The 25,542-nt window shown below is 61.3% G+C and carries 18 protein-coding genes and 2 riboswitches; of the genes, 7 read left to right on the top strand and 11 right to left on the bottom strand.

Translation table 11 applies throughout. The features are described from left to right. Positions 1–3: 3 nt before the first annotated feature. Positions 4–666 (bottom strand): amino acid ABC transporter permease, encoded by a 663-nt coding sequence (locus tag PseAD21_RS08845; RefSeq protein WP_003225455.1) that lies wholly within the window; start codon positions 664–666, stop codon positions 4–6. A 51-nt stretch (positions 667–717) separates the two neighbouring features. Continuing rightward, positions 718–1,566, bottom strand: a complete 849-nt coding sequence (locus tag PseAD21_RS08840; RefSeq protein WP_102355357.1) for a transporter substrate-binding domain-containing protein — start codon at positions 1,564–1,566, stop codon at positions 718–720. Positions 1,567–1,960: 394 nt separating this feature from the next. On the opposite strand from PseAD21_RS08840, the gene PseAD21_RS08835 reads away from it, so the two are divergent. Beyond that, on the top strand, positions 1,961–2,365 hold the full coding sequence (locus tag PseAD21_RS08835) for a hypothetical protein (protein WP_102355356.1): 405 nt from the start codon (positions 1,961–1,963) through the stop codon (positions 2,363–2,365). A 74-nt stretch (positions 2,366–2,439) separates the two neighbouring features. Beyond that, positions 2,440–2,892, top strand: coding sequence for a thioredoxin family protein (locus tag PseAD21_RS08830; RefSeq protein WP_178082113.1), 453 nt, complete (start codon positions 2,440–2,442; stop codon positions 2,890–2,892). 167 nt (positions 2,893–3,059) lie between these two features. Here PseAD21_RS08830 and PseAD21_RS08825 read toward each other — a convergent pair whose 3' ends face one another. The 6 genes from PseAD21_RS08825 to cobW form a co-directional block, all read right to left on the bottom strand. After that, entirely contained in the window at positions 3,060–4,619 is a 1,560-nt protein-coding gene (locus PseAD21_RS08825) for a TerC family protein (RefSeq protein WP_102355354.1), read from the bottom strand. Between the two features lie 413 nt (positions 4,620–5,032). Next, entirely contained in the window at positions 5,033–6,679 is a 1,647-nt protein-coding gene (locus PseAD21_RS08820; RefSeq protein ID WP_102355353.1) for a phospholipase D-like domain-containing protein, read from the bottom strand. A 172-nt stretch (positions 6,680–6,851) separates the two neighbouring features. Then, positions 6,852–7,526, bottom strand: a complete 675-nt coding sequence (locus PseAD21_RS08815) for a VWA domain-containing protein (protein WP_178082112.1) — start codon at positions 7,524–7,526, stop codon at positions 6,852–6,854. Then, positions 7,511–8,509 carry an ATP-binding protein gene (locus PseAD21_RS08810; protein ID WP_102355351.1) on the bottom strand — a complete coding sequence of 333 codons (999 nt, stop codon included), beginning with the start codon at positions 8,507–8,509 and terminating at the stop codon, positions 7,511–7,513. The genes PseAD21_RS08815 and PseAD21_RS08810 overlap by 16 nt, the downstream gene beginning before the upstream one ends. 161 nt (positions 8,510–8,670) lie before the next feature. Continuing rightward, complete coding sequence (gene cobN / locus PseAD21_RS08805) at positions 8,671–12,519, bottom strand: cobaltochelatase subunit CobN (RefSeq protein WP_102355350.1); 3,849 nt, start codon at positions 12,517–12,519, stop codon at positions 8,671–8,673. Positions 12,520–12,522: 3 nt separating this feature from the next. Then, complete coding sequence (gene cobW / locus PseAD21_RS08800) at positions 12,523–13,593, bottom strand: cobalamin biosynthesis protein CobW (protein ID WP_102355349.1); 1,071 nt, start codon at positions 13,591–13,593, stop codon at positions 12,523–12,525. A 97-nt stretch (positions 13,594–13,690) separates the two neighbouring features. Next, positions 13,691–13,903: riboswitch (cobalamin riboswitch) on the bottom strand. 933 nt (positions 13,904–14,836) lie between these two features. Further along, positions 14,837–15,059, top strand: a riboswitch (cobalamin riboswitch). A gap of 121 nt (positions 15,060–15,180) precedes the next feature. Between cobW and PseAD21_RS08795 the strand changes: the two genes are divergently transcribed. The 4 genes from PseAD21_RS08795 (at position 15,181) to cobM (ending at position 17,329) form a co-directional block, all read left to right on the top strand. After that, the gene (locus PseAD21_RS08795; protein ID WP_003225486.1) at positions 15,181–15,378 is read left to right on the top strand and encodes a CbtB domain-containing protein; all 198 of its coding nucleotides are present in this window, start codon (positions 15,181–15,183) and stop codon (positions 15,376–15,378) included. An 11-nt stretch (positions 15,379–15,389) separates the two neighbouring features. Beyond that, on the top strand, positions 15,390–16,091 hold the full coding sequence (locus PseAD21_RS08790; RefSeq protein WP_102355348.1) for a CbtA family protein: 702 nt from the start codon (positions 15,390–15,392) through the stop codon (positions 16,089–16,091). Beyond that, on the top strand, positions 16,088–16,501 hold the full coding sequence (locus tag PseAD21_RS08785; protein ID WP_102355347.1) for a cobalamin biosynthesis protein: 414 nt from the start codon (positions 16,088–16,090) through the stop codon (positions 16,499–16,501). Before PseAD21_RS08790 ends, PseAD21_RS08785 begins: the two co-directional genes overlap by 4 nt. An 81-nt stretch (positions 16,502–16,582) precedes the next feature. Then, the gene (gene cobM, locus PseAD21_RS08780; RefSeq protein ID WP_102355346.1) at positions 16,583–17,329 is read left to right on the top strand and encodes a precorrin-4 C(11)-methyltransferase; all 747 of its coding nucleotides are present in this window, start codon (positions 16,583–16,585) and stop codon (positions 17,327–17,329) included. Positions 17,330–17,517: 188 nt separating this feature from the next. Here cobM and nfuA read toward each other — a convergent pair whose 3' ends face one another. The 3 genes from nfuA to PseAD21_RS08765 all read right to left on the bottom strand — a co-directional run bounded on the left by nfuA (position 17,518) and on the right by PseAD21_RS08765 (position 21,663). Continuing rightward, entirely contained in the window at positions 17,518–18,102 is a 585-nt protein-coding gene (nfuA, locus tag PseAD21_RS08775) for a Fe-S biogenesis protein NfuA (protein ID WP_003225494.1), read from the bottom strand. A 57-nt stretch (positions 18,103–18,159) separates the two neighbouring features. After that, positions 18,160–19,185 carry an acyltransferase gene (locus tag PseAD21_RS08770; protein WP_102355345.1) on the bottom strand — a complete coding sequence of 342 codons (1,026 nt, stop codon included), beginning with the start codon at positions 19,183–19,185 and terminating at the stop codon, positions 18,160–18,162. A 183-nt stretch (positions 19,186–19,368) separates the two neighbouring features. Then, positions 19,369–21,663, bottom strand: a complete 2,295-nt coding sequence (locus PseAD21_RS08765) for a fatty acid cis/trans isomerase (protein WP_102355344.1) — start codon at positions 21,661–21,663, stop codon at positions 19,369–19,371. A 155-nt stretch (positions 21,664–21,818) separates the two neighbouring features. Between PseAD21_RS08765 and metH the strand changes: the two genes are divergently transcribed. Next, positions 21,819–25,529, top strand: coding sequence for a methionine synthase (metH, locus tag PseAD21_RS08760; protein WP_102355343.1), 3,711 nt, complete (start codon positions 21,819–21,821; stop codon positions 25,527–25,529). The last annotated feature ends 13 nt before the right edge of the window (positions 25,530–25,542 follow it).

Here is a 25,542-nt window from a genome sequence, read left to right as displayed (position 1 = left end):
CTCCTATCGGCGGATCGCCAGACGCTGCTCGAGGTACCGCAGCAGCATGGCAATGAGGTAACAGGCCGCGACATACAACGCCGTGGTCACCAGCCAGGTTTCAATCACCCGGTAGCTCTCGACGTTGATCTTGCGCGCGTAATAGGTCAGCTCCGGCACCGCGATCGCAGCGGCCAACGAGGTGTCCTTGAACAGCGAAATGAAGTTGTTCGACAACGCCGGCAACACGTTGCGCAACATCACCGGCACCGTGACGTAGGCCTTGACCTGCCATTCACCGAGGCCGATCGCCAGCCCGGCTTCACGCTGGCCCTTGGGGATGCTCAGCAAGCCACCACGGAACACTTCGGTCAGATAGGCCCCGGCATACAGCGACAGCGTGATGATGAACGACGGGATCTTGTCCAGGCGGATGCCCAGGCTTGGCAAGGCAAAGTAGATCAACAGAATCAACACCAGAATCGGCGTGTTACGCACCACCGTGACGTACACCGAGGCCAGCACCCGCAAGGCGCGATGCTTCGACAGCAAGGCAAACGCCATCAGCAGGCCGATCACGCAGCCGATGGCGATCGACACCAGCGCCAGTTCGAGGCCCAGACCGAGCCCCGCCAGCAAGGTGTCGAAATCGCGCCATACGGCGGCAAAGTTCAACTGATAGTTCATGGTCAGCAGTACCTTGAGCGGGGCGATTCGAGTCGCCCCACTCTCACGGGATCATTTGAATTCGACAGGGAAACCGATCGCCGGCGACGGCAGATCGACACCGAACCATTGCTTGAACGATGCGGCGTAGGTCGGGAACTCGACGCCGGTCATCGCCTCATGCAGGGTGGTATTGACGAAGTTCAGCCAGTCCTGATCGCCGCGTTTGACTGCGCAGGCATAGGTCTGCGGGCTCCAGGCGTAGGTCGGGCTGCGATAGCGGCCAGGGTTCTGCACCATCAGGTACTTGACCGACGACTGATCAGTGGCAGCGGTATCGGCGCGGCCGGAGTTCACCGCCTGATACATCAGGTCGACGCTGTCGTACTGATCGACCTTGGCCTTGGGCAGCGCCTGATGCACCAGTTCTTCGGCGTAGACATTCTGCAGCACGGCCACGGTGACGCTGTCGCCAGCAGCCTGCAGGTCTTCGATTTCCTTGTACTTGCTGTTGGCCGGCAGCAGCAGGCCGACACCTTCGCGGTAGTACGGCAAGGTGAACGCCACTTGCTGCGCACGGCTGGCGGTGACGGTGATGAACTGGCAGCTCATGTCGACCTTGTCGGTCAGCAGATTGGGAATCCGCGCATCGGACGACTGCACCACGAACTCGACTTTGTTCGGGTCATTGAACAATCCCTTGGCCACCATCCTGGCGATGTCGATATCAAAGCCCTGCAACTTGCCGTCCGCGCCCTGAAAGTGCCACGGCGCATTGGTGCTGCCGGTGCCCACAATCAGCTTGCCACGGGCCAGAACACTGTCGAGCTTGCTGTCGGCTGCCTGGGCCATGCCCATGGCAGCGGACGAAGCCGCAAGAACAAAAACACACGCTTTGAACAACGAGGGACGGCGATGCATGGCAAGCACTCCAGGATGATGTTTATTCCGCTATACCGGAACACGGTTTGTTACTACGGAATAGACAGCAGAAAGTGTGCCACAGCTCGGGGACGAAATCGCCCGTATGTGGAACTTCAAGTTATTCAGCTGGTTAGCTAACGAGACATCTGGCACGCAGAGGCGCCGCTTTTGGACAATTCAGCGATCGTGTGAGTAGTAACGTCACATTCAAGTGCAGCGATGTGCGTATTCGATGCACGGAGAGCTTTCGCAAGGTCTCTTTTTTCGTATTGCCGTTTGTCGGATTTCAACCTCTACCTGTCAGAGTTGACAGTTGTTTCCAACGGATCCCGGAGGCCTACTGAAGTCTCTGCTCAGCAGAAACATCAATAACCGAACAAGGATGAGTGAAATGGCCAATTTGATTAAAAACGGTGACTTTTCCCAGCAAGGTGCTCATTGGAGCGCGTCCGAGGCGGACAAAGTTCATTATGAAAACGGCGATTGCGTTATTGCTTCTCCTGCATTTATCAGTCAGGAGGTGCCCACGCCAAACGGTGATGGTGGGACATTCATGTTATCCGCGCGGATGAAGACCAACCCGGGGGCAGCGGGTCGTATCACGGTGCAGGCTCACCCGACGGGTGAGCCAGTTTCCCTTGATGTCGGGGGCGGGCAAAGCTGGGAAGTTCTTTCCAAGAAGTTTAAGGCCAATAACGCGACTATCAAGTTCGTAGTCAAACTGGAAGCCAACGATGGAGAAAACGGCAAGCCTGGCTCGTATTTCGGTGATGTAACGCTTTCCAAATTGAGCTGACACAACGTTTCAAGTTGATGAGAGGGTCATCGCCAATGATGACTCGCTTTTTCAATCTCTTGATCGCGTCGTCGATGAAGCGAGAAAAGGAGCTAATCGTGAGCCTGAATGTACCCCTCTCCGCTTTGTCGCCTGTCTACCGCAAAGCCCTGAAAACCTGGCGTCCGGTGATCCTGTACTTCGCCAATGAACACTGTCCTGCCTGCGAATGGGCCGGGCCGGTGTTTCGTGGGGTGGCCGAGCCGTACCGTCATCGCGCCAACATCTACATGCTTAACACCAGCGAGTCGCCGCGCCATCCGCTGGTTACCGGAACGCCTACCGTGCTGTTCTACAAGAACGGCAAGTTGCTGAAGAAGCTCAAGGGCATCAGCACAGAGGAAACACTGGCGGCGGACTTTGCCCGGCATATTGGCAGGACCAAGGCACCGGTGGTGCAGCAAAAACCACGACATGACCTGCCGTGGTTGCGCCGCACATTGAGCAGGCTCTGCACAATCACGCGTGCGCATCGGCGGGGGATTTGAGGCAGTGCATTTCCCGTAATCGTTACGGCGTCTGACGCATCGCTTTCGCGGGCAAGCCCGCTCCCACAGGGGGTCAACGTTGTTCACACATTTCGTGTACGACGCGTGCACTGTGGGAGCGGGCTTGCCCGCGAAGGGGTCGGCACCGTCAGCGCAAGGCTGCTGCCTTACGCAGAATCGCGCACCAGCAACACCCGCGTCACCCGTCGTTCCTCAACGGCTTTGACGGTCATTTGCCAGCCTTCGTACTGCAGCCGGTCGCCCTTCATCGGCAAGCGATCCAGCAGGCTCATCACCAGTCCGGCCAAGGTCTGATAGTCCTCGGTCGGTTCGGCGCCGAACCCGGTGCGCTGGCGAACACGAGTCAGGTTCAACGCACCGTTGACGATGAACCCGCCCTGCTCTTCGATCACATCCGGACCTTCGATTTCGCTGGCATCGGGCAATTCGCCGGCAATCGATTCGAGGATATCGGTCATGGTCAACACGCCAACGAAGTCACCGAACTCGTTGACCACGAAGGCGATGTGGGTCGACGCCGCACGCATCTGCTCCAGCGCATTGAGGATCGAATAGCTGTCGAGCAGGTTGATGGTCTTGCGCGCCAAGTGCTCCAGGTTCGGCTCGGCACCGGCCAGGTATTCCTTGAGCAGTTCCTTTTTGTGCACGAAGCCCAAGGGCTCATCCACCGCGCCGTTGCGAATCAGCGGCAGACGTGAATACGACGAATGCATCAATTTCGTGCGAATCGTCTCGGCGTCGTCGGCCAGATCGATGGTGTCGACGTCGGCGCGCACGGTCATCAAGTTCCGAATCGGACGCTCGGCCAGTTGCAGCACGCCACTGATCATCACCCGCTCGCGGCGGTCGAACAGCTCCGCACTCGGTGCTTCGCCGTCATCCAGCAGGTCGGAGATTTCCTCGCCGACCTCCTCCACTTCCAGCTTGCGCCCGCCCAGCAGACGCATCACCGCATGGGCCGTACGCTCACGTATGGGGCGCAGGCCTTGCATCGAACGTTTGCGCCGGGCCCGGGCAATCTGGTTGAACACCTCGATCAGGATCGAGAAACCAATCGCCGCGTACAGATAGCCTTTCGGGATGTGGAAGCCCAGGCCTTCGGCCGTCAGGGCAAAACCGATCATCATCAGGAAGCCCAGACACAGCATGATCACCGTCGGGTGCGCGTTGACGAAGCGGGTCAACGGCTTGCTGGCCACGATCATCAGGCCGATGGAAATGATCACCGCGATCATCATCACCGCCAGTTCATCCACCATGCCGACGGCGGTGATTACCGCGTCCAGCGAGAACACCGCGTCGAGCACCACGATCTGCGCCACGATTGGCCAGAACAGCGCGTAAGCGGCGTTGCTCGAGCGCTGGCCGACGTGGCCTTCGAGTCGTTCGTGCAGCTCCATCGTCGCCTTGAACAGCAGGAACACACCACCGAACAGCATGATCAGGTCACGGCCGGAGAAGCTCTTGTCGAATACCTCGAACAACGGCTGCGTGAGGGTGACCAGCCAGGAAATACTCGCCAACAGGCCCAGACGCATGATCAGCGCCAGCGACAGGCCGATGATCCGCGCGCGATCGCGCTGATGCGGCGGCAGTTTGTCCGCCAGGATTGCGATGAACACCAGGTTGTCGATACCCAGCACCAGTTCCAGCACGATCAGAGTCAACAAGCCTAACCAGGCCGTGGGATCCGCTAACCATTCCATAAAATGTCTTGATCTCTCTTCAGTGAATTCAGGCTGCCGGGCACGGCAAAGTGCAACGCGAAGGCTCTGATGCCGCGTTGTCAACGATAGTCGGGAGTCGGAAAACCGGATGCTGCGAGTGCGTCAAGACCGCGCCATGGCGCGAGGAGAAAGTACGACTGGGAGGCTCCGAGAGGGTGTTCATGCAAATCCTGAATGAAAAATGGCCTTGGAGCGTACAGGCTCAAGGCACATTTTCTACAGCGGCAAATCATTTCAAAATCTGTAAGAACACAAAAAATGTGCGTTTCCTGATGGCTCTTTCGCGAGCAAGCCCGCCCCACAGGGATTATTCGTCGGACACGGGTTCTAGGTTCGCTGAAGATCCAATGTGGGGCGGGTTTGCTCGCGAAGAGGCCATCAAACGCACAACATCAACGCCCGGCAAAACGCAACCGCGACAACTGCCGCAAATCCCCCTCGACGTAGTAGTCGTTGGTCCAGCTGTCATCCACCGCCAGCGGACTCACCTGCTTCAGCTCCAGTTTTTTCGCGAAATAGCGAAAGCGGTAATGCTCGTAGAACCGCAGCAATTCCAGACCATAGCGGTCGGCCAGATCAGTGTCGCCACGAATGATCAGGAAGTTCTCGTCATTGCCATTGCTGGCCGAGGTGCTGAGGTTGTGGCTGCCGCTGATGATGGTCGGCGCGTCTGTGGTGAAGTCGGTAATCACGGCTTTGGTGTGCACCAGCAGGTTGCCCTTCTGGCCTTTCATGTTTTCCTTCAACCAGCCTTCCAGCCCGGTGTTGAGCAAAGCCGTGGCGGCGAATTCGGCCGTACGGTCGGCGTGAAAACCCGTGATGCTGCTGGCGGTGTTTTGCAGGCCGTAGCGCAGGATATCGTCATGGGGCTTGCCGAGCAGCGCGTTGAGAATCGCGTCCGGCAAGCTGAACGCCGTGACGAACAGCACATCCTTTTTGGCCGCCTCGATGATCTCGACGAACTCGCGCAGATCGGCCCCGCCGCTGCGTGGCGAGAACCCGGCGAACAGCGGTTGCGTGGGGTCCATCGGATTGTGTTCAGTAATCCAGGTGCGCGTGGCGCCGACGTCCGCGGGGTTCGCCCAGACCTCTTCGAACGTTTGCAGATAACGCGTGGCAATCGTCACGTCGTCGAGGGTATGCACCACGTTGGCCTGACGATACACGCCATTGGCGGTGAAATTGGTGCTGCCGCACAGCACCGCTTGCGGCTGACGCTGCCCGGCGCCATCGACACGGCTGAGGACAATGAACTTGTCATGGAAGATCTCGTGGGTGACCCGGCCGCGCTTGTTCGCCGCTGGCAATTTCGCCAGGTTGGTTTCGTTCAGGGTCGTATCGGGGTCTCCCGGTTGGGCGTGATACAGCACGCGCACTTGCACTCCTCGGGCGAACGCGGCGTTCACCGCATCGATGATCGCCTGCAACTGATACTCGTAGATCGCGATATCCAGCGCCCACTGAGCGTCCACCGCACGCTCGATGTACCCCAGCAAACGCTCCAGCAGGCCGTTCTCCAGCCACAGGCGCGCCGCGTCGGGCCAGGCTTCGATGGGCAGGTTCTTGTTGGCGCTGATCTGTGCGTCGAGGTCGGGAAACTTGCGCTGAAAGGCCTGGCTGGCGGCCACGGCGCGGTTGAAGATCACGCTCTGGTTGGCCGGGTGGCCGTCATCGGAAGTGATGCTCAGCTCCAGCGTTTCGCCCAGCTGCGGCGCGTCCGCCGTGCCATAGGCCAGGTGCACGCGATAGTGCATCGTCGTGCCCGGATTGACCGCGTAATCGGCCCAGCGGAATTTCTGCAGCGGTGCCTTATCGCTGGGCGTGGCGTGATATTGGGGGAAGGTGTGAGTCTTGCCGGGAAATGTCAGGCTGTTGAACAGAAAGAGCCAGGGCTTGTCGCCCTGCTGCTTCTCGATGGCGAAACCGAGCAGGCCTTTGCGTCGGGGTTCGGCCAGATCCATGGCGAGCAACACGCCGTTGGTGCCGGCGTAGGCTTTGACGCGAAAATCGTCCTGAGGGTTGGCAACCAGTACCCGCATGATTCACTCCTTGTGATTGGGCTGGAGTGGAGCATAGAGCAGCGCTGCGAATTGTGGTCGGCAGATCTGCAACCGAGTGAACCTTTTCGCGAGCAGGCTCGCTCCCACAGGGGAAGCGCTGTTCACCAACCTTGTGGGAGCGAGCCTGCTCGCGAAGAGGCCCTTTCAGGCATCACAGATCATCGATATGCCGATACTGCGCATTCAGCGCCGCCGCAATTTGCTGCGCTCGAGCCAGGCGGATCGGCCCACGCTCGATGTCGATCAACAACCCCGGACACCCCAACGGCGGCAACGCTGGCAAGGCTTTCAAGCGCCCGTCCGTGACCACCAGCAATCGCTGCTGCTCGACGGGAAAGCGCTTTTGTCGCTGCACCAGCCACTGCTGCGCCTGCGCCAACGCCGCCAGCAACGGCGTGCCGCCGCTCGCCCCCAGCGCCTCCAGCCAAGAGCGCAACCCGCTCGACGCCTTCAAGCCCTGCACCTGCCATTTCGGCGCGCTGCCGCTGGCAGTCAGTAATGCCAGACGGGCGCGCTGTCGATAGGCGTCATCGAACAATTGCGCGAGCAAGCCTTTGGCATCGCTCAGCGCCTGATGACGACGAGTCGAGGCCGACGCGTCGACAATTACCAGCCACAGCTCATGGGCGGAGCGCGTGCGCAGTTGGAACTGCAAATCTTCCCGTGTTCGAGGTCGACCGTTGAGCAGCGTACCCGGCCAGTTCACTGAGCCGCTGCGCGCGGCGTGGCGCTGGCCCTGGCGTCCGTGGTCGAGTCGTCCGGCGCGGGGTCTGGCATTCGCCCCCGCGTCGGATCGGGGACGAATGCCAGTTACTTTTTTGGCCAGCTCGGCACTTCGCGGCGTGCGCCAGTAGCCAGCGCCGGAGCGGGCATATCACCCCACTGCCCCTGCCCTTCGCTCGGTTCGGCCTGGGTATTGGCCGAGTTCTGCGCGGGTGGCCGAGGGCTGGACGAAGACGATTCACGACGGCGATGACGCAGGGCGAATTCCGCCACGGCGTCGATGTCTTGCTCGGCAATCGCTTCGGCGCCGCGCCACGCCGCATGGGCCCGGGCAGCGCGCAGCCAGACCAGATCGGCACGCAAGCCATCGACGTCGGCGGCAAAGCAACGCTCCGTGATCAGTGCCAAGGTCTCGTCGTCCAGTGGAATGCTCGGCAAGGCATTACGCGCCCGCTCGCAACGCTCACGCAGGGCTTGCTGCTGTGTTTCCCACAGCGCGCAGAACGCCTGCGGTTCGCTGTCAAAATCCAGTCGGCGGCGGATGATCTGCCCGCGTTCAGCCGGCGCGGTGTGACCGCTGAGGGCGACGTTCAGGCCGAAACGGTCAAGCAGTTGCGGACGCAGTTCGCCCTCTTCCGGGTTCATCGTGCCGATCAACACGAATCGCGCCGAATGCCGATGAGAAATACCGTCGCGCTCAATCAGGTTGGTGCCGCTGGCCGCCACATCGAGCAGCAGATCCACCAGATGATCGGGCAGCAGGTTCACTTCGTCGACGTACAGCACACCGCCGTCGGCCTTGGCCAGCACGCCGGGGGAAAACTGCGCACGCCCTTCACTCAGCGCGGCGTCGAGATCGAGGGTGCCGATCAGACGCTCTTCAGTGGCGCCCAGCGGCAGCGTGACAAACTGACCGCTTGCCAGCAGGTCGGCGAGGCCACGGGCCAGGGTCGACTTGGCCATGCCACGCGGGCCTTCAATCAGCACGCCACCGATTTTCGGGTCGATGGCGGTGAGGCACAGAGCGAGTTTCAGGTCATCGGCACCGACCACGGCGGAGAGCGGGAAATGCGGGGTGTCGGTCATCTTCAATACTCAGTCATGGTCGGTGATCTATCGAAAAACGTTGGGAGCTAACCTGATCCCCTGTGGGAGCGGGCTTGCTCGCGAAGGCGTCGTGTCAGTCGATATACCTTTCACTGATACACCGCTTTCGCGAGCAAGCCCGCTCCCACAGGGGAACCGCGTTAAGTGTCTTCTTCTATGTCCAGCAGCAGGTTTTCGAGGGCCTCTTTATACACGCCGGGCTCCTGCCACATTCCGCGCTGTTGCGCTTCCAGCATGCGCTCGGTCATGTCGCGCAGGGCATGCGGATTGTGCTCGCGGACAAAGTCGCGGGTCGCCGGGTCGAGCAAATAAGCGTCGGCCAGCAACGCATACTGATGATCGTCGATCAGTTGCGTGGTGGCATCGAAGGCGAACAGGTTGTCGACCGTCGCCGCCAGTTCGAACGCGCCTTTATAGCCGTGACGTTTGACCCCGTCGATCCATTTCGGATTGGCCGCGCGCGAGCGGATCACCCGGTTCAGTTCCTCTTTCAGGGTGCGGATTTTCGGCAAATCCGGCTGGCTGTGATCGCCGTGATAACTGGCCGCCGCCTCTCCGCGCAGGGTTTCCACCGCCGCGAGCATGCCGCCCTGGAACTGGTAGTAGTCGTTGGAGTCGAGCAAGTCATGCTCGCGGTTGTCCTGATTCTGCAACACCGCTTGCACCTGGCTCAGGCGCTGAACGAACTGTTCGCGGGCAGCGGTGCCCTCGTCCGCACCGCCGTAAGCGTAGGCGCCCCAGTTCAGATAGACCTCGGCCAGATCCTCGCGACTCTGCCACAGGCGCCCGTCGATGGCGCCCTGCACGCCCGCGCCGTACGCTCCGGGTTTGGCCCCGAAGATCCGCCAACCGGCCTGCCGCCGCGCCCCGTCTTCATCCAATCCCGATTGCAGCAGAGCCTCGCGCTCGGCGCGCACTTTCGCCGCCAGCGGATTGAGATCGTCCGGTTCGTCCAGCGCCGCCACCGCTTGCACGGCGGCGTCGAACAGGCGGATCAGGTTGGCAAAGGCATCGCGGAAGAACCCGGAGACCCGCAGCGTGACATCGACCCGTGGCCGGTCCAGCAGGCTCAGCGGCAGGATCTCGAAGTCATCGACCCGCTGACTGCCGGTGGCCCACACCGGACGCACGCCCATCAAGGCCATGGCCTGGGCGATGTCGTCACCGCCGGTGCGCATGGTCGCCGTGCCCCACACCGACAGGCCGAGCTGACGCAGGTGATCGCCGTGATCTTGCAGATGCCGCTCGAGAATCAGCGTGGCGGACTGGAAACCAATGCGCCACGCGGTGGTGGTCGGCAGGTTGCGCACGTCCACCGAGTAGAAGTTGCGCCCGGTGGGCAGCACGTCGAGACGACCACGGCTGGGGGCGCCGCTTGGGCCGGCGGGCACGAAGCGGCCGTTCAGGGCATCGAGCAGGCCGCGCATTTCGGCAGGGCCGCAGGCGTCGAGGCGCGGGGCGACGACTTCGCGCAGGTGCTCAATGATCGCACTGACTTCCACCCAACGCGGTCCCTGTAGGAGTGAGCCTGCTCGCGATAGCAGTGTGTCATTCAACACTGAATGGCCTGACTTGACGCCATCGCGAGCAGGCTCACTCCTACAGGGGTCGTGGAGTGTCAGGGCGATCAGTTGAGTGGCGAACAGCTCGAGGCGTTCGCGGGTATCGCCGGCGGTGCGCCAGATTTCGTCGCTGACGGCTTGTAGCTCCTGCGGACGCGGGCCGAGCCACGGATCAGACAACGCGCAATCCAGCGGATCAAACCCCAGCTCAAAGGCTTTGGCCAACGCCCGCAACAAACTCGACTGCGCGCCCTTGCCATCGCCACGCGGAATGCGCAGCAACGCCAGCAGCGTGTCGATGCGCAAACGCCCGGTCGGCGATTCGCCGAAAATGTGCAGGCCGTCGCGAATCTGCGATTCCTTCAGATCACACAGATAGGTGTCCAGACGCGGCAGCCAGATCGCTGCGTCGGTGTCGCTGTCCAGGCCGGCGTCGAGCTGCAGTTCGCGGTCGATCTGCGTCTCGCGCACCAGTTGCAGGATGTCGCGCTGCAGCTCGCGGGCGCGGCGTGGGTCGAGCAACTGGGCTTCGTAATATTCGTCGGCCAGCAGTTCCAGATTGCGCAGCGGGCCGTAGGTTTCGGCGCGGGTCAGCGGCGGCATCAGGTGGTCGATGATCACCGCTTGCGTGCGCCGTTTGGCCTGGGCGCCCTCGCCCGGGTCATTGACGATAAACGGATAGATGTTCGGCAGCGGCCCGAGCAGCGCGTCCGGCCAGCAGTGTTCCGAGAGGCCGACGCCCTTGCCCGGCAGCCATTCGAGGTTGCCGTGCTTGCCGACGTGAACCACCGCGTGCGCTCCGTAGGTGTTGCGCAGCCAGAAATAGAACGCCAGATAGCCGTGGGGCGGCACCAGATCCGGGTCGTGATACACCGCACTCGGATCAACCTGATAACCGCGTGCCGGTTGAATACCGACGAAGGTCAGGCCAAAGCGCAGACCGGCGATCATCATCCGCCCGTCGCGGCACATCGGGTCGTTCTGCGGCGCGCCCCAGCGCTCCGCCACGGCGGTCCGATTGGCTTCGGGCAGCGCATTGAACATCGCCAGATAAGCGTCCATCCCCAAGCTTTGCTGGCACGGACGCAGGTCGATGCTGTCGAGATCATTGCTGACGCCGCCGAGCAATTGCTGGATCAACGCGGTGCCGCTGTCCGGCAGCGGTGCCGTCAGCGGAAAACCTTCAGCCTGCAACGCCCGCAAGATATTCAACGCCGCCGCCGGCGTGTCGAGGCCGACACCATTGCCGATGCGACCGTCGCGGGTCGGGTAATTGGCGAGAATCAGCGCGATGCGTTTTTGCGCATTCGGCAGCCGCGCCAGATCACTCCAGCGCCGGGCCAGTTCGGCGACGAAATCCATGCGCTCGGGTTGCGCCCGGTAGCAGACCACGTCGGACTGACTGCGCTCGCTGCGCCAGGCCAGATCCTTGAAGCTGATCGGCCGGCTGATGATGCGTCCATCGAGTTCCGGCAAGGCGATGTGCATCGCCAGATCGCGCGGGCCGAGACCTTGCTCGCTGTCGCGCCAACCCGGCTCGTTGTCCTGGGCGCAGATCGCCTGGATCACCGGAATATTGCGCCGGAACGGCCGCAGATGCGGGGTTTCCGGACTGGATTGAGCGAACCCGGTGGTGTTGAGAATCACCGCCGCTTCGACCGCGTCCAGCCAATTCTCGACCACGCTCAGGCAACCCGGCTCTTTCAGGCTGGCGACCGCGATAGGTAGCGGATTGAGCCCCGTTGCCTGCAAGCGCTGGCAGAACACATCGATGAACGCGGTGTTGGCTGCCTGCAAATGCGAGCGGTAGAACAACACCGCCGCGACCGGTCGATCGGGCAGCCATTCGGCTTGCCAGTCGCTCAGTGCGGCGGTGTTTTTCTGTGGGTGGTAAATCGCCGTGCGCGGCAGCGCTTGCGGCTCGCCCCAGGCGTAGTCCCGTGCCAGCCAGCGGTTGGCCAGACAATGGAAGAAGTCCAGCGCATTGCCCATGCCGCCCTGACGCAGGAACTGCCAGAGGCGGTCGCGATCTTCGGCGGGCACGGTGCTCAAGTCGCTGAGTTCCGGGTCGGGACGATCATCGCCCGGCACCAGAATCACCTGCACACCGCGCTCGGACAACTCCACCAAACGCTCGACGCCATAACGCCAATAGGCGATGCCGCCGTGCAACGAAATCAGGATCACCTTGGCGTGACGCAGCACTTCGTCGACGTACAGATCGACTGAGGCGTGATTCTGCACCTGCATGGGATTGGCCAGGCGCAGGCTCGGGTAATCCTCGGGCAGCTGCTGCGCGGCTTCGGCGAGCAGCGCCAGGCTGGAGTCGCCGCTGCACAGGATCACCAGCTCGGCGGGGGTTTGTCCAAGGTCGGCAATGTTGTCATCCGACACGAAACCGCCGGGCTGGGTCCTGAGCAGGTGCATGGCTTAAACGCTGAGCGCGGCGCGCAGTTGCGCTTCGAGTTGCACGGCGTCGAGCTCCTGACCGATCAGCACCAGACGGGTGACACGCGCTTCATCGGCGCCCCACTGACGGTCGAAGTGTTTGTCGAAACGCGTGCCCACGCCCTGGATCAACAGACGCATCGGCTTGTTCGGAATCGCCGCGAAGCCCTTCACGCGCAGGATGCCGTGCTGGACCACCAGTTGCGTCAGCGCGTCGAGCAACAGACTTTCGTCGGCTTGCGGCAGTTCGATGGAGATCGAATCGAAGGCGTCGTGATCGTGGTCATCGTGGTCGTCATCACCGTCGTGGTGGTGATCGTGATGACTGTGACGGCTGTCGATGTGTTCTTCAGAGCCGGCACCGAGGCCGATCAGCACGTCCAGCGGCAGACGGCCGTTGCTGGCTTCGATGATTTTTACTGCTGGCGGCAGTTCTTCGGCGACTTCAGCGCGTACACGAGCCAGATCTTCCGGGCTGGTCTGGTCGGCCTTGTTGAGGATCACCAGATCGGCGCTGGCCAGTTGGTCAGCGAACAGTTCGTGCAGCGGCGACTCGTGATCCAGGTTCGGGTCGAGTTTGCGCTGGGCGTCGACCTGATCCGGGAACGCAGCGAAGGTGCCGGCGGCTACGGCCGGGCTGTCGACCACGGTGATCACCGCGTCGACGGTGCAGGCGCTACGGATTTCCGGCCACTGGAAAGCCTGAACCAGCGGTTTTGGCAGGGCCAGACCGGAAGTCTCGATCAGGATGTGATCGAGATCACCGCGACGGGCGACCAGTTCGCGCATCACCGGGAAGAATTCTTCCTGAACGGTGCAGCACAGGCAGCCGTTGGCCAGCTCGTAAACGCGGCCGGTGGCCTCTTCTTCGGTGCAGCCGATGGTGCATTGCTTGAGGATTTCACCGTCGATGCCCAGCTCGCCAAACTCGTTGACGATCACCGCGATACGGCGGCCCTGTGCGTTGTCGAGCATGTGCCGCAGCAAGGTGGTTTTGCCCGAGCCGAGGAAACCGGTGACGATGGTGACGGGGAGTTTGGCCAGTGTTTTCATCGGATGCCCTTTGGCAAGGTGGCGGGCATACGGGACGAGATCCGCTGCGAGCGTGTGCGCGGAAGAATTCGCCACCGGATCACCCCGCCCGGTTGTAGTGAGAAATCTGTCACGAGGCAGGTCTCCTGGCTGACGGTGTTCAGGCGCTGGGCCTGGCGTTTGCTGCGCCTTCCCGCTGGCACCTTGGCAGGGCTGGCAGTGGCGTGGCAGCGAACATCACCGTTCACAGTTGCGGGGGCAGCCGCGGCTTTGACCGCGTTCCCTTCTTAGCTTCGGCGTGGGCCGAAGAACCTCGAAAGCGCAAGGCTACGCATCGGGTGGTGACCGGTCAATGTTTGGATTGGGGGCATATCCGTTGTTGCGGTAACGGCCTCTAATGGTTCCGCCCCTACGGCGGGTCACTTTTGACAAACGCCCGGAATGCCGGCCCAGTCAAAAGTAACCAAAAAGTCTTGCCCCGGCGTACGGCACTTCGCTGAGGCTCAGTGTTCCCTCGCTACGGTATCCATCAGGGGGCATCGCCTACGGTTTGCTTCGCTGCACCTCCTCTCGATGTATGCGGCTACGCCGCATGGCGCTGCGCGCCTACCCCCAGATGGACACCTTCGCTCGGCCTGCCGATGGGGCTTTGAGATCAAAGGCAACATCAAAAGCCAGATCCAGATCCAGATCAAAAGACCACAGCCTTCGGCAGTTTCTACAGGGGATTGGATGTGTTCAGTTGGAGTTAATTGGCTGGCAGACCGCTTTCGCGAGCAAGTCGAATCGTCGCACCGCCGCTCCCACAGTGGGATCGGGTGTGCTCAGTTAAAGATTGGTCGGCTGTCAGGCCGCCATCGCTGGCAGGCCAGCTCCCACAATTTTAATTCGTGCACACCCATGCGGCGAAGCCGCCCCACTCAACACGATGAGCGTTAGCTCGAGTAAAGCTTTTGATCTCAAGGCCCGTCGGCAGGCTGAGTGGAGGGATTGATCCGGGGGTGGGAGCGCAGCGACCGTTTGGCGTAGCCAAACACATCGAGAGGAGGTGCAGCGAAGCAAACCGGAGGCGATGCCCCACGGATCAATCCCGGAGCGAAGGAACCCGAGCCACAGCGAGGGCCGAACGTCAGGGTAAAGCCTTTTTGGTTACTTTTTCGGCGTCTGGAAAAAGTGACCCGCCGTAAGGGCGGAACCCTAAGCGGCCGTTACCGCAGCACCGGATCCACCCACAAAATTGACTAAATTCCCCAACCCATGGTCTCCTACACAACTTGTTACGGGTGCCCTTCACAGGGTGAAACGGGAAACCGGTGAATCATGTGCTTTACTCAAAGCCATGTCAGTCCGGTGCTGCCCCCGCAACGGTAAGCGAGCGAAGCGTCAGATCCACTGTGCCAGTGCGGCATGGGAAGGTGATGCTTGCAGGTCGGCCTGACGCCAACCCCTCGTGAGCCCGGAGACCGGCCCGCAACATACAGTGCGCATTGTGCGTCGCTGAACATAACAAACCCGCGGTGGGCGGGCGCTGTTCGAACCTCTGCGTGCCCGACTCGCAGGGGTCTTCATGCGCTCTATTCACCTGCTGACACTCCAGAGGGAAGCGCCATGTCGATCATCAGCAGCACCGGCAGCAACACCGACAAAATCTCCAGCACCGCCACGTTGAGCCAACGCCTGACCGCGGCGATCTTCGCCTCGATCCTGGGGGCCAGCCTCGTCTACTTCGCCGGTTTCTCGCACATCGAAGCGGTGCACAACGCCGCGCACGATACCCGCCACAGCGCCGCGTTCCCGTGCCACTGAGACCTGCCGACATGATCAAGCGTATTGCGCAAACCGCAGGTTTTACCGGCCTGCTGGCCGCCATGCTCCTCACCCTGCTGCAAAGCTTCTGGGTCTCGCCGCTGATTCTGCAAGCGGAAACCTTCGAGAAAGCCGAACCCGTCGCCGCTCATGAACATGCCGAAGGTGCCATGGCCGGCCACACCCACGACGCACAAGCCTGGGAGCCGGAAGACGGCTGGCAGCGTGTGGTCTCGACCACCGGCGGTAATCTGGTGGTGGCGGTCGGTTTCGCCCTGATGCTCGCGGGCCTGTACACCCTGCGTGCACCGACCAAAACCTCGCAGGGCCTGCTCTGGGGGCTGGCCGGTTATGCGACCTTCGTCCTCGCCCCAACCCTGGGCCTGCCGCCGGAACTGCCGGGCACCGCTGCGGCCGATCTGGCTTCACGGCAGATGTGGTGGATCGGCACAGCCGCCTCTACCGCTGTCGGCCTGGCCCTGATCGTGTTCAGCCGTCACTGGCTGATGAAGCTGCTGGGCGTGGCGATCCTGGCCGTGCCACACGTGATCGGCGCTCCGCAACCGGAGGTGCATTCGATGCTCGCCCCGCAAGCGTTGGAAGCGCAGTTCAAAATCGCTTCGCAGTTGACCAACGTGGCATTCTGGCTGGCCCTGGGCCTGATCAGTGCCTGGTTGTTCCGCCGCAAAAGCGATGGTCTTTACCACGCATGACCAATGACAGCGCAGCGCCGACCTTCGTGGTCGGTCTGGGCTGCCAGCGCGGCTGCCCGGCCAGCACGCTGCGCGCGTTGCTCGACCAGGCCTTGCAGGCGCATCGCATTGAGCTGGAAGCGGTCAAGGCCCTGGCCAGTATCGACTTGAAGCGCGATGAACCGGGTTTACAGGAACTCGCGGCCCAACTGGCACTGCCGCTGTTGTATTTCAGCAGTGAAGAACTGGCCAGTTATCAGCAACGCCTGAGTCATCACTCACAGATCGCCTACGAGCGCACCGGTTGTTACGGCGTGGCGGAAAGTGCCGCGTTGGCCCTCGCTGAACAACTGATTCAGGCACCGGCAAAACTGCTGATTTCCCGGCAAAAATACGCCCAGGCCACGTTGGCATTGGCCGGCTCCGCGTAAAATCCCGATAATCCCCCTCTTTGATCATGAGCAATCTTCATCTGAAGCCTTGCCCTGCCCCGTTTTTCACAGGATGTCTTCATGACCGTCTACTTCATCGGCGCCGGCCCCGGCGACCCGGAACTGATCACTGTCAAAGGCCAGCGGCTGATTCGCAGCTGTCCGCTGATCATCTACGCAGGCTCGCTCGTTCCGGCCGCTGTGCTGGAGGGGCATCAGGCCGAAACCGTGGTCAACAGCGCCGAATTGCACCTGGAGCAGATCATCGAATTGATCAAATCCGCCCACGCCAAGGGGCAGGATGTGGCGCGGGTGCATTCGGGTGATCCGAGCCTGTATGGCGCGATTGGCGAGCAGATTCGCTATCTGCGTGAGCTGAACATTCCGCTCGAGATCATCCCCGGCGTCACCGCTACGGCCGCCTGCGCGGCATTGCTCGGTGCAGAACTGACCCTGCCCGACGTGTCGCAAAGCGTGATCCTGACCCGCTACGCCGACAAGACCGCGATGCCCGCAGGCGAAGAACTCGGCAATCTGGCGCAGCACGGCGCGACCATGGCGATTCATCTGGGAGTCAATCACCTGGAGAAAATCATCGCCGAACTGCTGCCGCATTACGGCGCCGATTGCCCGATTGCGGTGATTCACCGGGCGACGTGGCCGGATCAGGACTGGGTGGTGGGAACACTGGAGGATATAGCCGTGAAGGTGGAGGCCAAGGGGTTTCGGCGCACGGCGTTGATTCTGGTTGGACGGGTGTTGGGCAGTGAGGTGTTCAGCGAATCATCGCTGTATCGCGCGGGGCATGCGCATCTCTACAGGCCCTGAGTCAGATGACGTTTGTGACTGGGTACAAAACCTGTGGCGAGGGGATTTATCCCCGATGGGGTGCGAAGCAGCCCAAAAAATGGAACTGCTACGCAGTTCATCGGGGATAAATCCCCTCACTACAAAGTACGGCGGCATAAAAAAACGGCGCTCACGGGGCGCCGTTTTTCATGTCCGCAGCGAACGCCTTAGTAGTAGGCGTTTTCTTTCTGCGTGTGGTCGGTCACGTCACGTACACCCTTGAGTTCCGGAATTCGCTCAAGCAAGGTGCGCTCGATACCTTCCTTCAGGGTCACGTCGGCCTGGCCGCAGCCCTGGCAACCGCCACCGAACTGCAGCACGGCAATGCCGTCCTCGACCACATCGATCAGACTGACCTGACCGCCGTGGCTGGCCAGCCCCGGGTTGATCTCGGTTTGCAGGTAATAGTTGATGCGCTCGTTGACCGGGCTGTCGGCGTTGACCATCGGCACTTTGGCGTTTGGCGCCTTGATGGTCAGTTGACCACCCATGCGGTCGGTGGCGTAGTCGACGACGGCATCGTCAAGGAACGCTTCGCTGAACGAGTCGATATAGGCGGTGAAGCTTTTCAGCCCCAGCGCGGTATCTTCAGGTTTTTCTTCGCCCGGCTTGCAGTAGGCAATGCAGGTTTCGGCGTACTGGGTGCCAGGCTGGGTAATGAAGACGCGGATGCCGATGCCCGGGGTGTTCTGCTTGGAGAGCAGATCGGCCAGGTAATCGTGGGCGGCGTCGGTAATGGTAATAGCGGTCATGGAAACTCCTCGCAGGCTTGGGCGCAGTTTACGCCAATCATCGCGCCGCACAAAGTCCTAGTATTTTTGTCGGGAAAGCTCAGCAATCGATTGATCAACAGGTTCGCCATCAATCCGCGCTTTAAGCCACTGATAGCAGCGTTTTTCCACCCATTCGTAGCTCATCCATGAGCCCACACCGATGGCCAGGGCGCAGACGATGAACATCAGATACGGGCTGATTCCATAATGTCGCGCGACAAAACCACCGGCCGACAGCACCAGCACGTGCATCAGGTACACCGAATACGAACAATCGCCCAGCAGCTTGAGCACCCGGCTGCGCTCGACATAACGCTCCAGCGCCATGCAGGCCATCACCAACACCGCACTCGGCACACCCCAGCTCAACAGCCTTGGCGCCGGCGTCAGGTGATAGATCGCCGTCAATGCGGCGCCAATTCCCAGCAGCGGCAGCCATAGGCCGGGGCCGATCCAGCCCCGGCGGTAGAGGATGCCGATGCCGATCCCCAGCAAGAACTCGTAAACGATGTCCGAACGATAGAACTCGCTGACCCAGCCAAACGCCTGGCACGTGGCAAACAGCAGCGCCGCGACCACCAGCAGGCGTACCTGCCAACGGAACACCAGCGCACAGGCGAACAGCACGTAGAACAGTATTTCGTAGTTGAGGGTCCAGCCGACGTTCAGCGTTGGGTAGATCCCGTAACCGCCAGGGTTCTGCGCCGGGATGAACAAAAGCGACAGCAGCAGATGCCCGACGTCCAGTGTCTGATCCGGCAACAGCGGCCGGGCAACCCACACCAGCAGCGCCATCAGCAGCGTGTACAGCCAGTACGCCGGCACGATCCGCGACAGCCGATACAGCAGAAATTGTCCCGGCCGCAGGACCTTGTCCTCGGTGGACAAGAAGATCACCAGGCCGCTGATGACAAAAAAGATGTCGACCCCGACTGCGCCTTTGTCGATGAACAACTGGCCAATCGGGCCGCGCGCCTTGAAGTCGAAGAAAATCTGCATGAAGTGGTGACAGACCACCGTCCATGCGGCAAGCGCCCGCAGGGCCTGCACTGAAATCAACATTGAGTGCTCCTGTCCACGATTCCTGAAACACCACTGAACCCTGTGGGACCGGGCTTGCTCGCGAATGCGGTGTGTCAGGCGACATCCATTTCGAATGAACTGACGCTTCGCGAGCGAGCCCGCTCCCACAGTTGAGATTTGCGGTGTTGCTAAAGGTTGGGACAGCAGGCCGGCCTCAAACGATCAAAGATTCTGGTAGCGGTTCATGTCCAGCACGCCCTCTTCCACCGGGTCGGTTTCGTGGATGTATTGGCTCAGGTCGTGGAAATAGAACCAGAATTGCGGATGACTGCGGCGAATTCCCCATCGTTCGACGATTTTCTCGAAACGGTTGGCGTCCTTGGCGTTTTCCATCGCATCGACAAACTCCGGTACTTGCTCGGCCGCAATGTTGAACATGAAGTTGGGGTAACTGCTGAGCACACCTGGATAAATGGTCAAGGTGTCCAGCCCCGGCTGATAGCGCAGCGATTCGCCCAACAGGAACGCCACGTTGCTGTGCGCGCGGTTGCGCAGCAGGCTGTAGACCTCGCGCTTGCCGCTGCGGGTTTCGATGCGCAGCATGGTGGCTTCCGGCAATTGATCGATCACTTTCAGACCGGCCGCCGGACGCGAGGTCAGGCGACTCAGCGCCTGCTCGGCGTTCTGCAGCGCCGGGTCGATATTCGGTCGCGAGCAGTAGGCGCCGTCACAACGGTTGATCGGATCCGGCCGCGCATTGAGGTCACCGTAACGCGCCAGCAACTGCATGGCGAAATCATATTTCGGGTCCTTCGAATCGAGTTTCAATGCGCTCGGCTTGTCGTCATCAATGGCCTCGTAATCGAGCCACATCTTGAACTGGCCGCTGCTCTGGTACCAATCGTCGAGATAATCCTCGCGGGAATCGGCCGGCATCAGGCGCAGGAAGTTCTGCTCGGCGCCGTTGCGGATCAGGTCGAAATACAGACGGGTCTGCGCCTGATGGGAGACGTTGCCGAACACATCGAAGTTGACCGCCAACTGGTAATAGGTGCGCTCCAGCAGCGGATAGTCGAACAGCCACATCGTCTGTGGCACTTCGCCGATCAGGCCTTTGGTCACCGAGGCGCTGTCGAAGTGGCGGAAGATGCTCAGCAGCGCGTTGTCGTTGCCGGCCCACAGGGTCGACCAGCTCGGCGGCGGTTGGTCGGCGTAGCTGTCGCGGCGCAGGGCTTCGTATTCATTACGCTTGTTACGGTAGTTGTGCCACAGACTCAGGACACTGCCGACGTCGTCGTTCTGCCCCGGCATCGCCAGCAGCGGCGTGGCCTGCCCGCGATAGTTGGGGTCGGTGATGTACAGGTCATGTTCCGGGGCCTGGAACAGTGCCCAGAAGTTGTCGCGGATCACGTCGGTCGCGATCTGCCCGCGGCACACCGGCCCGCGAATGAACGTGCGCACGAAGTATTCGGCGTTGTCGAGCATGAACTGGTAACGCGCCTGGGCCGGAATCGCCTCGAAGGTGGCGAACGGATTGGCCCGACTCTGCGGGCCGTAACCCGGCAGCGCATTGACCTGCCAGTTGCCGCTGTAGAACAGGCTCTTGACCCGCGCCATCTTCGCCGCGCTCAGCGGATAGGTGATGTGGGTCTTGTGCACGATCACCCCTTGCACCGGCCACAGGCGGTAATACACCTGAGTGCCCGGGTCATCGTTCGGGCGACGGGTGGCGATCAGGTCGATCGGCTGGCCCGTCGGCGTACGCGAACGCACCCACTGGAAGTAATGCCCCGGCTCGCCGTCCTTAAAGTAGATGTGCGCGAGAAACCAGTGCTCGAACAACCAGCGCCCGACCAGACTCTGCCGCGCTCCCGGGGTGTTGAGCAGGTTTTCCCACTGGACGATTTGCAGCGCCTCTTTGGCGCTCGGCGCCAGGCCTTGCTCGTCAATCGGCGCACCGGACGCCAGCCAGCGTTGCAACGTCTGGTATTGCTGATCGGTCAGGCCGGTCACCGCCAGCGGCATGCCTTCTTTCGGGTGGGCGCCGGCGTAGCCTTCAAACTCGGCGGGCATCGCGCACATGTTTTCCCGTTGCAGGCCGAGGGCGATCTCCTCCGGCAACCTGGCATTGGGGGTCAGCGGGGTTTTGTGTCCCAGCTCCAGCATCCGCGCCATCAGCGCGGCCTGACTGCCCTGGGCGTCGAGCACCGAATAGAAGCCCTTCTGCTGCCAGGCGCGTTTGCCGAAGGCGTCATAGAACAGTCGGGTGGTCGGTGCGGCCTGAGTGCGCTCACCGTCGTAGACCGGCATCTTGCTCGCGCCTCTGCCAGCACCTTCGCCGCTGCCCAGATTGAGCTGACAGGCGGAGTCGTAACACGCATGGCAGGCCACGCACTTCTCGGTGAAGATGGGTTGAATGTCACGGGCATATGAAATAGCGGGCGAAATCGAGAGCTCTTGCGCCACCGCGCCAAAGCTTAAGAACAGCAAGAAAATGCTGATGACGCGGTACGACATGCCCTTGATCCCGATCCTGAAAAAAACGCCGCGAGTCTACAGTATGACGCCCGCACCAACATGAACGATATTCATGCAAAAGCGTGACATGCTCCAAAACCGCACAGGTTTGTTATGATCCCGGCCCTTCGTAATGGTCTTTTCGAGTAGTCCAAATGTCCGATCGCAGCGTCCGCCTTCAAGCTCTCAAGCAAGCCCTCAAAGAGCGCATCCTGATTCTCGACGGCGGCATGGGCACGATGATCCAGAGCTACAAGCTCGAGGAGCAGGATTATCGCGGCAAACGCTTCGCGGACTGGCCGAGTGACGTCAAGGGCAACAACGACCTGCTGGTGATCACCCGTCCGGACGTGATCGGCGGCATCGAGAAAGCTTACCTGGATGCCGGCGCCGACATCCTCGAAACCAACACTTTCAACGCCACGCGCATTTCCATGGCCGACTACGGCATGGAAGAACTGGCCTACGAGTTAAACGTAGAAGGCGCACGTCTGGCGCGCAAGGTGGCCGACGCCAAGACCGCCGAGAACCCGGACAAGCCGCGTTTCGTCGCCGGCGTGCTCGGCCCGACCAGCCGCACCTGTTCGCTGTCGCCGGACGTCAACAACCCCGGCTACCGCAACGTCACCTTCGATGAGCTGGTGGAGAACTACACCGAAGCCACCAAGGGCCTGATCGAGGGCGGCGCCGACCTGATCCTGATCGAAACCATTTTCGATACCCTCAACGCCAAAGCGGCGATCTTCGCCGTGCAAGGCGTGTTCGAAGAGCTCCACATCGAACTGCCGATCATGATTTCCGGGACCATCACCGACGCCTCCGGCCGGACCTTGTCGGGCCAGACCACCGAAGCGTTCTGGAACTCGGTGGCGCACGCCAAGCCAATCTCGGTCGGTCTCAACTGCGCGCTCGGCGCCAGCGAATTGCGTCCGTACCTGGAAGAGCTGTCGAACAAGGCCAGCACCCACGTTTCCGCGCACCCGAACGCCGGCCTGCCGAACGAATTCGGCGAGTACGACGAACTGCCGTCGGAAACCGCCAAGGTCATCGAAGAATTCGCCCAGAGCGGCTTCCTCAACATCGTCGGCGGTTGCTGCGGCACCACGCCGGGGCACATCGAAGCCATCGCCAAAGCTGTTGCCGGTTACGCACCGCGTGAAATCCCGGACATTCCCAAGGCTTGCCGCCTCTCGGGTCTGGAGCCGTTCACCATCGATCGCAGCTCGCTGTTCGTTAACGTTGGCGAGCGTACCAACATCACCGGTTCGGCCAAGTTCGCCCGCCTGATCCGCGAAGACAACTACACCGAAGCGCTGGAAGTCGCCCTGCAGCAGGTCGAAGCCGGCGCGCAGGTGATCGACATCAACATGGACGAAGGGATGCTCGATTCGAAGAAGGCCATGGTGACCTTCCTCAATCTGATCGCCGGCGAGCCGGACATCTCCCGCGTGCCGATCATGATCGACTCCTCGAAATGGGAAGTGATCGAAGCCGGCCTCAAGTGCATTCAGGGCAAGGGCATTGTCAACTCGATCAGCATGAAAGAAGGCGTCGAGCAGTTCATCCATCACGCCAAACTGTGCAAGCGCTACGGCGCCGCCGTGGTGGTGATGGCGTTTGACGAAGCCGGCCAGGCCGACACCGAAGCGCGCAAGAAAGAGATCTGCAAACGCTCCTACGACATTCTGGTCAACGAAGTCGGCTTCCCGCCGGAAGACATCATCTTCGACCCGAACATCTTCGCCGTCGCCACCGGCATCGAAGAACACAACAACTACGCAGTCGACTTCATCAACGCCTGCGCCTACATCCGCGACGAGCTGCCATACGCCCTGACCTCGGGCGGTGTGTCCAACGTGTCGTTCTCGTTCCGTGGCAACAACCCGGTGCGTGAGGCGATCCACTCGGTGTTCCTGCTGTACGCGATCCGTGCGGGCCTGACCATGGGTATCGTCAACGCCGGTCAGCTGGAAATCTACGACCAGATCCCGCAGGAACTGCGTGACGCCGTTGAAGACGTGATTCTCAACCGCACGCCGGAAGGCACCGACGCCCTCCTCGCCATCGCCGACAAGTACAAGGGCGACGGCAGCGTCAAGGAAGCCGAGACCGAAGAGTGGCGCAGCTGGGACGTCAACAAGCGTCTGGAGCATGCGCTGGTCAAGGGCATCACCACGCACATCGTCGAAGACACCGAAGAATCGCGCCTGTCGTTCGCACGCCCGATCGAAGTGATCGAAGGCCCGCTGATGTCCGGCATGAACATCGTCGGCGACCTGTTCGGCGCCGGCAAAATGTTCCTGCCGCAGGTGGTCAAATCCGCCCGCGTGATGAAACAGGCGGTGGCGCACCTGATCCCGTTCATCGAACTGGAAAAAGGCGACAAGCCCGAAGCCAAGGGCAAGATTCTCATGGCCACCGTTAAAGGCGACGTGCACGACATCGGCAAGAACATCGTCGGCGTGGTGCTGGGCTGTAACGGCTACGACATCGTCGACCTCGGCGTGATGGTCCCGGCAGAAAAAATCCTGCAAGTGGCCAAAGAGCAGAAATGCGACATCATCGGCCTGTCCGGCCTGATCACCCCGTCGCTGGACGAAATGGTCCACGTCGCCCGAGAAATGCAGCGTCAGGATTTCCACCTGCCGCTGATGATCGGTGGCGCGACCACCTCCAAAGCGCACACCGCGGTGAAGATCGAGCCGAAATACAGCAACGACGCCGTGGTCTACGTGACTGACGCTTCGCGTGCCGTGGGCGTAGCGACGCAGTTGCTGTCGAAAGAATTGAAGGCCGGCTTCGTCGAGAAGACCCGTCTGGAATACGTCGATGTACGCGAGCGCACCGCCAACCGCAGCGCGCGTACCGAACGTTTGAGTTACGCCGCAGCGATCGCCAAGAAGCCACAGTTTGACTGGGCGACATACCAGCCCGTCAAACCGACCTTCACCGGCGCGCGGGTGCTGGACAACATCGACCTCAACGTTCTGGCCGAGTACATCGACTGGACGCCGTTCTTCATCTCCTGGGATCTGGCCGGCAAATTCCCGCGCATCCTCGAAGACGAAGTGGTCGGTGAAGCCGCGACTTCACTGTACAAAGACGCGCAGGAAATGCTCGCCAAACTGATCGACGAGAAGCTGATCAGCGCTCGCGCAGTGTTCGGTTTCTGGCCGGCCAACCAGGTGCATGACGACGACATCGAGCTGTACGGCGATGACGGCAAGCCATTGGCCAAACTGCATCACCTGCGCCAGCAGATCATCAAGACCGACGGCAAGCCGAACTTCTCCCTCGCCGACTTCGTTGCGCCGAAGGACAGCGAAGTGACCGACTATGTCGGTGGTTTCATCACCACCGCCGGCATCGGCGCCGAAGAAGTGGCCAAGGCTTATCAAGACGCTGGCGACGACTACAACTCGATCATGGTCAAGGCCCTCGCCGACCGTCTGGCCGAGGCTTGCGCCGAGTGGTTGCACCAGCAGGTGCGTAAAGAGCACTGGGGTTATGCCAAGGACGAAGTGCTGGACAACGAAGCGCTGATCAAAGAGCAGTACTCCGGTATCCGCCCTGCCCCGGGCTATCCGGCCTGCCCGGATCACACCGAGAAGGCCGCACTGTTCGCGCTGCTCGACCCTGAAGCTGCCGAAATGCGCGCTGGCCGCAGCGGCGTGTTCCTCACCGAACATTACGCAATGTTCCCGGCCGCAGCGGTCAGCGGCTGGTACTTTGCCCATCCGCAGGCGCAATACTTTGCCGTGGGCAAGGTCGACAAGGACCAGGTGCAGAGCTACACCTCGCGTAAAGGCCAGGAGTTGAGCGTGACCGAGCGTTGGCTGGCACCGAACCTCGGCTACGACAACTGATCCAACGGGTGGA

The organism is Pseudomonas sp. AD21 (genome assembly GCF_002878485.1).
Classification (GTDB): domain Bacteria; phylum Pseudomonadota; class Gammaproteobacteria; order Pseudomonadales; family Pseudomonadaceae; genus Aquipseudomonas.
Note: the sequence above shows the minus strand (reverse complement) of the source record. Positions and strands in the feature narration are given on the sequence as shown.